Source organism: Pseudomonas sp. H26/SER47-MNA-CIBAN-0231, assembly GCF_040310465.1.
Taxonomy (GTDB): domain Bacteria; phylum Pseudomonadota; class Gammaproteobacteria; order Pseudomonadales; family Pseudomonadaceae; genus Aquipseudomonas; species Aquipseudomonas atacamensis.
The window spans coordinates 440,565-453,244 of record NZ_JBEOPW010000001.1 but is presented as its reverse complement, the minus strand read 5'-3'; the positions used below and the strand labels follow the sequence as shown (position 1 = coordinate 453,244).

Annotated in this window: 10 protein-coding genes; 9 read left to right on the top strand and 1 reads right to left on the bottom strand. The window is 60.0% G+C overall.

From position 1 onward, the window contains the following. Nucleotides 1-124 precede the first annotated feature (124 nt). Nucleotides 125-1,519, bottom strand: a complete 1,395-nt coding sequence (locus tag AAEZ10_RS02035) for a hypothetical protein (RefSeq protein ID WP_110647061.1) — start codon at nucleotides 1,517-1,519, stop codon at nucleotides 125-127. A gap of 293 nt (nucleotides 1,520-1,812) precedes the next feature. Between AAEZ10_RS02035 and AAEZ10_RS02030 the strand changes: the two genes are divergently transcribed. From AAEZ10_RS02030 to AAEZ10_RS01990, 9 genes are all read left to right on the top strand, one after another. Further along, nucleotides 1,813-2,169: a hypothetical protein gene (locus AAEZ10_RS02030; RefSeq protein ID WP_110647060.1), complete on the top strand. Its 357-nt coding sequence runs from the start codon at nucleotides 1,813-1,815 to the stop codon at nucleotides 2,167-2,169. A 519-nt stretch (nucleotides 2,170-2,688) separates the two neighbouring features. Beyond that, complete coding sequence (locus AAEZ10_RS02025) at nucleotides 2,689-3,705, top strand: YcaO-like family protein (protein WP_350567306.1); 1,017 nt, start codon at nucleotides 2,689-2,691, stop codon at nucleotides 3,703-3,705. A 196-nt stretch (nucleotides 3,706-3,901) separates the two neighbouring features. Beyond that, nucleotides 3,902-5,608: an ATP-binding cassette domain-containing protein gene (locus tag AAEZ10_RS02020; RefSeq protein ID WP_350567303.1), complete on the top strand. Its 1,707-nt coding sequence runs from the start codon at nucleotides 3,902-3,904 to the stop codon at nucleotides 5,606-5,608. Nucleotides 5,609-5,775: 167 nt separating this feature from the next. Then, the gene (locus AAEZ10_RS02015; RefSeq protein WP_007913915.1) at nucleotides 5,776-6,735 is read left to right on the top strand and encodes an AAA family ATPase; all 960 of its coding nucleotides are present in this window, start codon (nucleotides 5,776-5,778) and stop codon (nucleotides 6,733-6,735) included. A 5-nt stretch (nucleotides 6,736-6,740) separates the two neighbouring features. Then, nucleotides 6,741-7,685: a DUF58 domain-containing protein gene (locus AAEZ10_RS02010; RefSeq protein WP_016774988.1), complete on the top strand. Its 945-nt coding sequence runs from the start codon at nucleotides 6,741-6,743 to the stop codon at nucleotides 7,683-7,685. Beyond that, the gene (locus tag AAEZ10_RS02005) at nucleotides 7,682-8,179 is read left to right on the top strand and encodes a DUF4381 domain-containing protein (RefSeq protein ID WP_110645661.1); all 498 of its coding nucleotides are present in this window, start codon (nucleotides 7,682-7,684) and stop codon (nucleotides 8,177-8,179) included. Before AAEZ10_RS02010 ends, AAEZ10_RS02005 begins: the two co-directional genes overlap by 4 nt. Further along, the gene (locus tag AAEZ10_RS02000; protein WP_110645660.1) at nucleotides 8,172-9,251 is read left to right on the top strand and encodes a vWA domain-containing protein; all 1,080 of its coding nucleotides are present in this window, start codon (nucleotides 8,172-8,174) and stop codon (nucleotides 9,249-9,251) included. Before AAEZ10_RS02005 ends, AAEZ10_RS02000 begins: the two co-directional genes overlap by 8 nt. Beyond that, complete coding sequence (locus AAEZ10_RS01995; protein WP_350567297.1) at nucleotides 9,248-10,984, top strand: vWA domain-containing protein; 1,737 nt, start codon at nucleotides 9,248-9,250, stop codon at nucleotides 10,982-10,984. The genes AAEZ10_RS02000 and AAEZ10_RS01995 overlap by 4 nt, the downstream gene beginning before the upstream one ends. Beyond that, nucleotides 10,981-12,612 carry a BatD family protein gene (locus AAEZ10_RS01990; RefSeq protein WP_350567294.1) on the top strand — a complete coding sequence of 544 codons (1,632 nt, stop codon included), beginning with the start codon at nucleotides 10,981-10,983 and terminating at the stop codon, nucleotides 12,610-12,612. The genes AAEZ10_RS01995 and AAEZ10_RS01990 overlap by 4 nt, the downstream gene beginning before the upstream one ends. Nucleotides 12,613-12,680 lie beyond the last annotated feature (68 nt).

The window sequence follows — 12,680 nt, the reverse complement described above, 5'->3', positions numbered from 1 at the left end:
TTTCACGGGACTTTCGTGCCAGGTCGGTCGCCGAGGACGTTACATATCCGGAAACGAAAACGCCCAAGGCCCTGTTATCGACCCTGAGCGTGGCATCCGGTTCAGCGCCAGCGGTTGACGCGAATCAGTCCGGCAGTTCCTCAAAGGCTCTGAATTTGCTCACCGTGGCGCAGTCGTAGCACATCGTCTGCAGGATCTGCTTGTCCATGCTGGCGTCAATGTTGCTCGAATCGCATTCGCGGCAGAACAGGCGCAGATGGCTGAGCAAGTCGCTGTCGAACGCCACGGCGGAAAAGAATTGCGGGACCAGTTCGTCACGCCAGTACATGCCCGGCGACTTGGAAAACCCGGCGCCGCTGTCCTTGAGCACCACGTCGTAGAGCAAGCGCTGCAAGGCCGTTTGCGGTACTCGCGCATCGCGATGGGCGTTCTTGCGCCAGTTGCGCGCGAGCGCGTCCTGCGCCGTGCTCAGCATGTTGCGCGGAATGGTGTTGGAGGCGTGGCTGCGCCCTTTGGAATTGCCGGTGGCATAAAAGTGCGCGGCGTTTCGTACCGCCAGGCGGGCGAAGTAATACAACTGACTCACCGAGAAGTCCTGCAACAACTGCCCGACCACCTCCTCGGCACGGGCCTCGGCCGTGAAGGCAAAATCCACTTCAGCGGCCAGCACACGGATGTATTGAATGGACGCTTCGCGGGCGAGACTGAAGACCAGCGAATAGATTTCGCTCTTCCAGGCGGCTTTGACGCTGCCCGACAACTCCTGATACAGCACCTGATACAAATTCTCGCGGGCACAGCGCGTTACGCCGTCGAGCGTGACGCTGGGCAGCCAGCGCACCGCGCTGTACTCGCGGATATTGCAGCCCTCGCTGCGATCGAAGGCGTTGATGTCGGAATCGGTGGAAACTGCCAGCACCCCGGCTTCGTGCAGGCCTTTGAGCAGCTCCTCACGTGCCTCGAACGTCAGGGCGAGGAGTTCTTCTCTGGATGGCGCATTCAACGGCGCAATCCATTCAACGGTCGCGCCGTAACCATCATCCAGCAAGGCGAGCAACGTCAGCTTCTGCACAAACCCCAGATTGGCGTAAGGCACTGCGGGGCATCGCGCGCCATATCGAGCTTCCAATTCCAGGCGATCACGCGTGGCCCGGGCGGCAAGCTGCTGCTGGCGCACCTTGAAACATTCTGTGCAGCTGCAAGTCATGTGGCGGGTATTGGTGCCGGGAAGGCTTTGCTGGTGCTCACAGCGTACGCATTTGAATGTACTGCGCAGCGAAAGCGGAGTACCCCTGGCGTGTCGGCGCACCCACATCGGCAGTTTGCAGTAAGGACAGCTGAGGTCGGCACTGATGACCGGGGGCAAAACCTTGAGCAGACTGCGCACCGTTGCAGGGATCTGAAATTCCGCCATCAGCGCGGCAGTTTTTTCGCCTTCGAGATAGCGCTTGTAGATTTCCTCGATCTGTTCATCGGACAGGTGGCGGATTTCTTCGGCGCGATCGAAATATTGGGTCATGGCAAAGTTCCCTTTTTGGGGTTGTCGTAACGCACTCCATTGCGCAAGAGCGCCGAAACTAACGGTAAAAAGGCCGCGATCACAAGCGAAAAATCGCAATTTCGGGTGGATTTTGCGCATCCGGTAATCGCCTTACGCTGGCGTCGGATTTTCCCTTCTCGCTACTCGGAACCGGGCGACAGAAATGTCCTGCTTTGCCACTTTTTACCGATGCAGGCAGCGCAAACCGGTTGAGACTGGCAAAATCGCGCCTTCGAACAGACTCACCGCCGCCACTGCTCAGGATTTCCCCCATGCAAATGACCACCGCCCTACTGATCGTCAACCCGTGCGACGACGAAGAAGACAACATGGCCATGCTCTGCTGCCACAGCGACAAGGGCGAGATGTTCCTGATGAGCCGTTATCCGGATGAGGATGAGCTGGAGATCACCCTGGATGGCGAGCCTTCGACGCTTGACGGGGTGAAGGTCACGCTGACTTCGAAACTGCTGAAGATCGAGATTGCTGCGGCGGATGCCGATGCGTTGAATGGCGATGATGTGCTGGAGATCAGCTTCAACCCGGATATGGTGGATATGGATGAGGTTGTTGAGACTTTGAAGAATATTCTCGATGGGACAGGAACTTTTGTAATTAATCTGGAATAACCAGTTCGGCTCGCATGACAAGATAAATGACGACGGCATTTGATCGCCTCTTATGCCATCGTCATTAATTGCACGCTAATTGACACCTCTACAAGTTCTAAACACCTGCAAACCATAATTCGCGCTAATTTTCCGCATAGAACGCCGCTGTGTTTAACAGCACGAAGTTCGATCCTACTACTCCTCAAGAAGCGCCCTACGCAATCATCGGAAGCCGTCTGATTGCGGGTTCAACTCTCCCTTGTTATTACTCGTTGCGCTTGCAAAAAAACATGCAAGCTCGGCGCGCAAAAAAATGCCGACAACGTGATATTCAATGGAGTCATATGTAATGGGTAGAAAACGTTCTGAAATAAACACCTTCGATGATTTGCCTTATGGCACGGGCCACTTTGAAGGTTTCCTGGCGACGGAACTGGACTTCTTCGCCTCACTGACCCGCTGACTCGGCCTCCCGATCAGCCAATCCTGAAAATGCCGAAAGTCGATCTTTCGGCATTCAAGCCTACGAGGCTCACCATGTCAGAGCGTGAGATTTCATCCAGGGAAGCGTTTGTCCGAATAAACAATGTTATCCAGACACTGGGTTTGAGAGCGCGAGTGCGCTATGTCGATGACGGTAATCTGGTCGCTACTGCCGAACTCTATAACGAATACGACACGCTGATTGAATCAGGCGCAGGCAAAGGTCCCGACGCGCTTGTAGGTGCACTTGCTGAAAGCCTTGAGCACTACGCGATGTTTCACGCCGAGCCGCCATTTTGCAAAACGCTTGGTTGCAGTGACATCGCTTCGCAGAACGGGGTCGAGTCGGACGGCATTTTCACAAGTCTGCGAAAAAACATCGAGTCTCTACAGTGTCTTCAGCTTGCATCACTCGACGGCTGCGCTGGGCTTTTTGTGCCATGCGCCCTGCTGTATCCGGTCAAAGATGAACGTAAAACAACGAGTCAACCGACGCGCTTTTTAAATCGCTACGCCTCTAACTCAGGAACTGCTTTCGGCTGCACGAAATCAGAAGCACTGCTGCACGGTACCCTGGAACTGATTGAGCGACACCTGTTGTCCCGGTTTTTCATGGCCGTCTGCAGACTGATACCTCCGATCGATCTCTACTCACCGTCGGCGCCCCTGCTTGCGCAAGCCCTGTTCAACAACTCATACGCGCTACGGGCTGCCGAAGCTTTGCAGATCATCATTATCAAAGACGAGTCAGAAGTTTATCTGGCAGTTGCATTACCACGAACCGGCCCCGGCGACCGACATATATCCGCAATCGGCTCCGGCTGTTCTTTGGACATATTTATCGCCATCCAAAGAGCGGTAACGGAGCAATTCCAATCAAACGCCTTATACGACGCCAACGATGAAATCGCGGACCGAAAGGTACTTGATGTGCTTTGTCAATCCGAGAAACTGAAACAGCTTGTAGACTTCGCACCTGTTAAAAACTTGAAACTCAATACCTGGCGCCGCCAAAAAACCTGCTTGCACTCTCTGTTCCTGAACAACTTGCCTTGCTCCGAAAAAACCTGAGCGGTATGAACAAAGTCCTATTTTTCAGAACAGTCATGGAGTACCCCGGGACCAACGTAGTTACCCAGACCTATATCCCGGGTCTCGACCGATTCAACATAATCAGAAATGGCCAACCCGTGGCTCCTCAGCACATTCTGCTCGGCACCAGGAGCTCGCCAACGGCGTGATTCAAAACGACCACAGGCACATACTCATGCAGACATTTATAAGAACAGCCTGCGAGAAACATCGACTCCTGCTGGTGATGACAATAGGCGCAACCATCACCCTGAAAATCCTGGCCCTGGCTCCTCCTTTGTTATTGGGCAAGATCGTCGATTCACTAAACGATGCCGATCACACAACGCTGCGTACGCTGCTTTTTTTCACCGCAGCTTTTATGCTGGCCGGTTGCATTCAGTCGATGACCACCCCCCTGCAAACGCTGCTGCTCTCAAAGCTTGTCCAGCGAATTGTCATGGGTGCTTCCATCAATTGGATGGCGCGGTTGATGGGCAAGGATTTTTCCCAGTTCGGCACGTGGCGAATAGGACAGTTCATCAAGTCGGTCGAGCGCGGAATCACTGCCCACGAACAGTTGCTGATGTTCTTCGTCACTACGGGTTTTCCCCTGTGTCTGGAGTTTCTTATTGTGGCCGGCGCATTCTGGTATATGGGCGGAGCCTGGGTTTTCTGCGCGCTAGCTGGCCTCGGTGGCTGTTATCTCTACGCAACTCACCGGATCATTCGATGGCGCAGAAAACACATCGATGCTGTTAATGACCAGGAGGATGAGCTGAGTGCAACCTTGGTCAATACTTTGAGGGCTGGTAAATCGATAAAACTGGAACGCGCCGAACGCACGGCCCTGCAACCCTTGAACCGAGCATTTGAGCGCTACGCCAACGCTGCTGTAACCGTAGCAGGCTCGGGCGGACTGTTGAGCGCGGCGAAGATTTTGTTTATCAGCCTGTCCACCGGCGGTTTGTTGGCTTGGGGAGTCATGGATCAGACGTCCGGACAAGCAAGTATCAGCGTCGGTCAGTTGGTGGCCATTTTCTCTATTGCTGGTACGTTCCTGTTGAATGTATCGGCACTGACCGAAGGCTATCGGGTGCTGGATCAATTCTCGGCTGATCAACGGCGACTCAAAGAATTACTTGCAACTGCTGACTTCGATAACGATCGCCGCCATTACTCTGATGCGTTGCATAACCTATCAACATTACGGCTCGAGCCCTGCGAGATCACCCATAACGGTGTTGCGCAGCTATCAATTGCCAGCCAGATCAGCTTCCGACAGGGCCAATCCGTCGCGATCATCGGGCCCAGCGGCGCTGGCAAATCGACGTTACTCGAAGCGCTGGCAGGACTGGATTTTTCGGTGCGGCCCCGGCTGTTCATCGACGAGCTGTGCATAGATCGCTTAAATGCTCGCGTTCATCTGGAAACGGTGCGTTACAGCCCCCAGTCTCCGCAGTTCCTGGAAGGAAGTTTTGAACAGTCCGTACTTTTCGGTGTTGAGCAGTCGAAAACATTGAACGAGGCAATTCAATCTCTCCAGCTTGATGAAATCATTGGCCGAGGTCACATCGCTGAAAACGCCACCAATATCTCCGGAGGTGAAGCGAAGCGGCTTTCGTTGCTGCGACTCCTGAATCGACCGGGCAAATTCAATCTGTTTGATGAGCCGAGTGCTTCGATTGAACCGAAACTCGCCACACCAGTGTGGGATTTGCTATTCAAGACATTCGCTGGACAGGGCTTTATATGTGTCACTCATGATGTTGAACATCTCCATCGTTTTGACCGCGTGCTCGTCATGCAGCGGGGCGCCATCGTTGATGAAGGCAAATGGTGCGAACTGCTTGAGCGCCCCGCCATCAAGGTCATATTGAACAGCTTGCACACGCAGACCTGAATCGTAGCAACGTCCAGAAACGGCCCTACACAGTGCAAACGGAGACCGATACTGACAAATCGCGCAAATGCCGTTAGTCGCCGCCCCCCACGATGGATTAAAGTAACGCCCCCAGCCCCGGCGTTATCCGAACGCCCCGGCCACCCCCTTTCCAGGAACAGTCACCGATGGAACATCGTGAAGCGCTGCTGGCGCTGCGAACCTTTCTTTCAACGCAGATTCTCGGCCAGGAAAAACTCATCGAGCGATTGCTCATCGCCCTGCTCGCCGACGGCCATATGCTGGTCGAGGGCGCTCCCGGTCTGGCCAAGACCAAAGCGATCAAAGAACTCGCCGAGGGCATCGAAGCCCAGTTCCATCGAATTCAGTTCACCCCCGACCTGCTGCCGGCCGACATCACCGGCACCGAAATCTACCGTCCGGAAACCGGCAGTTTCGTCTTCCAGCAAGGGCCGATCTTTCACAATCTGGTGCTGGCTGACGAAATCAACCGCGCGCCGGCCAAGGTGCAATCGGCCTTGCTCGAAGCGATGGCCGAGCGTCAGGTCAGCGTCGGGCGCAGCACCTATGAGCTGTCGCCGCTGTTTCTGGTGATGGCCACGCAGAACCCGATCGAACAGGAAGGCACCTACCCGCTGCCGGAAGCCCAGCTCGACCGCTTCTTGATGCACGTGAAAATCGGCTTCCCCGACGCCGCTGTCGAAAGGCGCATCCTCCAGCAGGCCCGTGGCGAGGCGTTGAACGGTGAGACCAAGCCCGAGCGTCGGGTCAGTCAGCAGGCGATCTTCGCCGCGCGCAAGGAAATCCTCGGTTTGTACATGGCCGACGCCGTGGAGGAATACCTGGTGCAACTGGTCATGGCCACGCGCAACCCGGCCAAGTTCGATCCGGAAATGGCCGAGTGGATCGCTTACGGCGCCAGTCCGCGCGGCTCGATCGCCCTCGATCGCTGCGCCCGCGCCCACGCTTGGCTGGCCGGTCGCGACTTCGTTAGCCCGGAGGACATTCAGGCCGTGCTGTTCGACGTGTTGCGCCACCGCATCATTCTGTCGTTCGAAGCCGAAGCTGCTGGCATCGATCAGGATCGCGTGGTGCAGCGGATTCTCGACGTCGTCGCCGTCGCTTGACCCCCATGAACGCCGCCCTGCCCTCCGAACCCGGTATCCGTATCAGCCTCGCCGAGCTGATCGAGATGCGTCATCGCGTGCGCGAGGTGCAACTGTTTTCCACGCCGAGTCAGCGCAGCCCGCTGATCGGGCTGCATCACTCGAAATTCCGTGGCCGTGGCGTCGACTTCGATCAGGTGCGGGTGTATCAGGCCGGTGACGATGTGCGCACCATCGACTGGCGCGTCACTGCGCGCACGCAGGAACCGCACACCAAGCTGTTCCATGAAGAGCGCGAGCGACCGATTTTCATCATGGTCGAGCAAAGCACCCGGCTGTTTTTCGGCTCGGGGCTGATGTTCAAATCGGTACTGGCGGCGCAGGTCGCGGCGTTGATCGGCTGGGCCGCGCTGGGGCACAACGACCGCGTCGGCGGGCTGGTGTTCGGCGACAACGAGCACTACGAAATCAAGCCTCGCCGGAGCAAGCAGAGCCTGTTGCAATTGCTCAACCGTCTGGTCAAGGTCAACCAGTCGCTGCACAGCGAGCGCGAGCCGGATCGCGATGCCTTCGGCGTGGCCCTGCGCCGCGCGCGGGAAGTGCTGCGGCCGGGCAGTCTGGCCATCGTCATTTGCGATGAACGCGCGTTGTCCGACAGCGCCGAGCAGCAGTTGAGTTTGCTGGCGCGGCATTGCGATCTGCTGATGTTGCCGCTGTCTGACCCACTCGATCACGCCCTGCCCGCTGCCGGCCTGCTGCGCTTTGCCGAGCGTGGCGCGCAGCTGGAGATCGACACGCTGAACTTCGACCTGCGCCAGACCTACCGCGCCCAGGCCGAAGCGCGCATCGCTCGCTGGGAATTGCTCGCACAAAAGCTGCGGGTGTTGCTGATGCCGTTGAGCACGCAGAGCGAAATGGTCGAGCAGATGCGCGAGTTCCTGAACCCGCAGCGTCCGGGGAAAGGTCGATGAACGGCCTCGACCAACTGCAGCCGCTGATCTCGCCGCCGCCGATCGCCTTCTGGCCACCGGCGCCGGGCTGGTGGCTGCTGCTTCTGCTGTTGCCGCTGCTGGGTTTTGCCGTGTGGAAGCTGCGCCGCTTCATTCCGATGAAGAAACGCCCGGTGGTACGCGCCGAGCAACCGCTGGATCCGGTGCGCATCGCCGCGCTCGCCGAACTGGCGCAAATGCCCAAGCCTTACGACGGCGCACCCGCCGGTGCCTGGCTGCAACAACTCAACGGCCTGCTCAAACGCCTGTGCCGCAACCACTATCCGTACAGCCAGAGCCACACCCTCAACGGCCGCAAATGGCTGGCCTTCCTCGATAACCGCTGCCCGGCTGCCGGCCTGACGCGCTGGATGGTGCTGGTCGAAGGCGCGTACAAGCCGGAATGCAAACTCGACGACAAAGCCATCGCCGGCCTGACCCAAGCGGTCGACACGTGGATTCGCAAACATGTTTGAGTTCGCCTGGCCGTGGATCTTCGTGCTGTTGCCGCTGCCGTGGTTGATGCGTCTTGTCCTGCCGGTGGCCGACAGCGGCGAGCCGGCGTTGAAAGTCAGTTTCCTCGCCGACCTCGAAGGCCTTGCCCGCCGCCGCGCCCGCGCCAACTTGCCGGCCTGGCGGCAGCAGGCGCCGTTTATCTTGCTATGGCTGATCCTGCTGACCGCCGCCGCGCGCCCGCAATGGCTCGGCGAACCGCTGCCGATTGCCGCCAGTGGCCGTGATCTGCTGGTGGCGGTGGACGTGTCCGGTTCGATGGATTTTCCCGACATGCAGTGGCAGGACGAAGAAGTCAGTCGCCTGTCGCTGGTGCAGCACTTGCTCGGGGATTTCCTTGAAAGCCGCGACGGCGACCGCGTCGGCCTGATCCTGTTCGGCAGTCAGGCCTACCTGCAAGCGCCGCTGACCTTTGACCGACGTACCGTGCGCGTCTGGCTCGACGAGGCGCGGATCGGCATCGCCGGCAAGAACACCGCGATCGGCGATGCCATCGGCCTGGCCCTGAAACGCCTGCGCCTGCGCCCGGCGCAAAGTCGCGTGCTGATTCTGGTCACCGACGGCGCCAACAACGGCGGCGAAATCAATCCGCTGACCGCCGCAAAACTGGCCGCCAGTGAAGGCGTCAGAATCTACCCGATCGGCATCGGCGCCAATCCCGAGGATAGCGGCTCGACCGGCCTGCTCGGGGTCAATCCGAGCCTTGATCTGGATGAGCCGGCGCTCAAGGCCATCGCCGAAATCACCGGCGGCCAGTACTTCCGCGCCCACGACGGCTTGGAGCTGCAAGCGATCAAGGACACCCTCGATCAGCTCGAACCGGTGACCCAGCAACCGACTCAGGCACGTCCGGCGCAAGCCTTGTATCACTGGCCGCTGGCATTGGCGCTGTGGTTGAGTCTGTTGCTGGTCGTCCGCGAACTGTGGCCGGATAACCCACTGCAACGCCTGTTTACCAAGCAACTGTATTTGCAAAGTCCGCTGCCGGACTGGCGTCAGCGCTTGCAGCGTTTGCGCCTGCGGAGGCGCCGATGATCGCGCTCTGGCCGCACTGGTTCCGCCCTTGGTGGCTGCTGCTGTTGCCGCTGCTCGGCTGGCTGCTCTGGCAACTCTGGCACCGGCAGAAACGCGCCGGGCGCTGGCAGATGATTCTGCCGCCTGCATTTCACGCTGCGCTGCTCAGTGGCGGCAGCGGGCGCCAAAGCAAACTGCCGTGGGTCGCCCTTGGCGTGGCGTGGTTGCTGACCATTCTGGCCTTGCTCGGGCCGAGCTGGGAGCGCGTCGAACAGACCAGCCAGAAACCCGCCGATCCGCTGGTAGTCGTGCTCGAATTGACCCCGGAGATGCTCGCCACCGACTCGCCACCGACGCGTCTCGAACAGGCGCGGCGCAAGCTGTTCGACCTGTTGCAGGCGCGCAGCGATGCGCAGACCGCCATCGTCGTTTATGCCGGAAGCGCGCACACGCTGGTGCCGCTGTCGGATGATCTGGCGACCAGTCGCAACCTGCTCGACGCGCTCAAGCCGTCGCTGATGCCGGAAGCCGGCCACCGCGCCGATCTGGCCGTGGACAAGGCGCTGGCGTTGCTCAAGCAAGGTGCGCTGGGACAGGGACGGATTCTGCTGATCGGTTCGTCGCTCAACCAAGAAGAACGGCGAGGCATTCGCCGTGTGCTCAATGGCGAGTCGACGCAACTGCTGATGCTCGGCATCGGCACCGCCGAAGGTGCGCCGATTGCCCAGGAGGACGGCAGTTTCCTCAAGGACGAGCAAGGCGCGATCCGCGTGCCGCAACTCGACAGTCCTGGTCTGGCGACATTCCTCAACAGCGTCGGCGGCGAGTATCACCCGGCGCGTCTTGACGAGGCTGATCTTGGCGCTCTCGGTTTGCTCAACGGCCCGCGCAGCCTGCGCGACGACGGCCAGACCGTGCGCCTCGATACGTGGGCCGATCAGGGCTATTGGCTGCTGTTGCCGCTGTTGTTGCTGGCTGCGTGTGCCGGGCGCCGTGGCTGGCTGTTCTGCCTGCCGCTGCTGTGGTGCCTGCCGCAACCGAGCTACGCTTTCGACTTCGAAGACTTGTGGCTGCGCCCCGACCAGCAAGGTTTGCACCTGCTCAAGCAGAAGCGCCCGGCCGAAGCCGCGCAGCATTTTGATGATCATCAGTGGCAAGGGGTGGCGTTGTACGAGGCCGGCGACTACAGTGGCGCCGCTCAGCGTTTTGCCGAGGGCAGCGATGCCCGCGCCCACTACAATCGTGGCAACGCTCTGGCAAAAAGTGGCGAGTTGGAAGCAGCAATCGATGCCTACGAACAGGCGCTGGAACTGCAACCGGATCTGCGTCCGGCGCAGACCAACAAGGCGCTGGTGGAAAGCCTGCTGAAGCAGAAAAACGCCCCGCCGCCGCCCGAACCGGACAACCAGCCCAACGAACAAAGTCTGCCCGGCGATGAGCCTTCGCCCACCACCGCGCCCCCTCCGGCGGTGAGCAGTGAAACCCAGAGCGAGGCGCAACCGGCCGAGTCGGCCAGCGAACCGCCGCCGACCGCCCCGCCGCTGCCCGGCCCCAATGAAGTCCCCGGCAGCAACGAGGAAGAGGAAACCGACACGGTGCCGACCCTGCGCCCGAGCGAGAACAACCTCGAAGGCGAGCAGCGTCAGGCGCTCGAGCAATGGCTGGGCAAGATCCCGGACGACCCGGGCGAACTGCTCAGGCGCAAATTCTGGTACGAACAGCAACAACATCAGGATCAGGAAAACAATCGATGACCCGCTTCACCGCTCTCTTGCTGCCCCTGCTGATCTGCACGGCCACCGCTCAGGCGGCCGAGCTGACCGCCAGCGTGGATCGCAGTCGCCTGAACTCCGGCGAGACGGTCGAGCTCACCCTCGAAACTGACGACGTCACCCAGTTCGGCAAGCCCGATCTGTCGGCACTGGAAGCGCTGTTCGAAGTGCGCGGCACGCGCCAGGTCAACCAGCTCAACACCCTCAACGGCGACAACCGCGCGACCACACGCTGGATCATCACCCTGCTGCCGAAAGAGAACGGCAGCGTCGTGATTCCGCCGCTGCAACTGGGCGAAGCACAGAGCCAGCCGATCACCGTGCAGGTGATCGCCAGCGACAACCGCGAAGACAACAACAGCCTCGATCCGGTGTTCATCGAAGCCAGCCTCGATCAGACCAGCGTTTACGTGCAGGCCCAGGCCATCCTGACCCTACGCATCTATCATTCAGTCTCGCTGTATGACGACAGCAGCCTGAGCCCGCTGCAAATCGCCGATGCGCGCATCGAGCAGCTCGGCGACACGCGCACCTACGAGAAAGACATCAACGGTCTGCGCCACGGCGTGATCGAGATGCGCTACGCGATCTATCCGCAACACAGCGGCCTGCTGATGATCGCCCCGCAGACGTTCAGCGCCACGCTGGTCGATACCGCGCCATCGGCAGACGCCTCGGGGCCGAAGCCCGGCAAACTGATGCGCGTCAGCTCGGCGTCGATTCCGCTGACGGTCAAACCGAAACCGCTGACCTACCCGGTCGATGCACCTTGGCTGCCGGCGCGCAACCTCAGCCTCAGCGAAAGCTGGAGCCCGGAACCGGATCACACCCAGGTCGGCGATTCCCTGACCCGCAGCCTGACCCTGAAAGTCGAAGGCCTCGCCAGCTCGCAACTGCCAGCCCTGCCCGCCACCGACGTCAACGGCCTGCGCCGCTACCCCGATCAACCCGTGCTGAGCAACCAGAGCAGCGACCGCGGGATCATCGGCAGCCGCGAAGAACGCGAAGCCCTGGTGCCAAGCCGCAGCGGCGCGATCGACCTGCCAACCGTCGACGTGGTCTGGTGGAACACCTTCGAAGACCACCTCGAACACAGCAGCCTGCCCGCGCGCACCCTGCAAGTGGCGAACAACCCCAGCCTGCAAATCGACACCCCGGCCGGCACCCTGCAACCGAGCACGCCCGACAACGACACCCTGTGGTGGTGGAAACTCAGCACCCTGATCCTCGCCTGCACCACCCTGCTCGGTTTCGGCCTCTGGTGGCGCGCCCGCTGGCAACCGGCAATCCACCGCGCCGCCCAAACCGGCCCGAGCCCGCGCACCCTGCTCGACGACATCAAACGCGCCAGCCAGGCCAACGACCCCCACGCCACCCGCCAGGCACTGGACGCCTGGGCGCGGCAGCAGCCGGAGACACTGGCGGATATGGCGGCGCGGTTTGTGCCGTTGTCGGATGCGCTGGATGGGTTGAATGGAGCGCTGTACAGCGAGACGGGACAGCACTGGCAGGGTGAGGATTTGTGGCGGGCGATCCGCACTATTCCCGCCGCCGAGCGCGTGCAGGATCCGGTGAGTGAGAGTGGATTGCCGCCGCTTTATCCGAAGTGAAAAGCGAAAGATCGCAGCCTTCGGTGCTCCTACAGAGTGGGTACGTATCCCCTGTAGGAGCTGCCGAA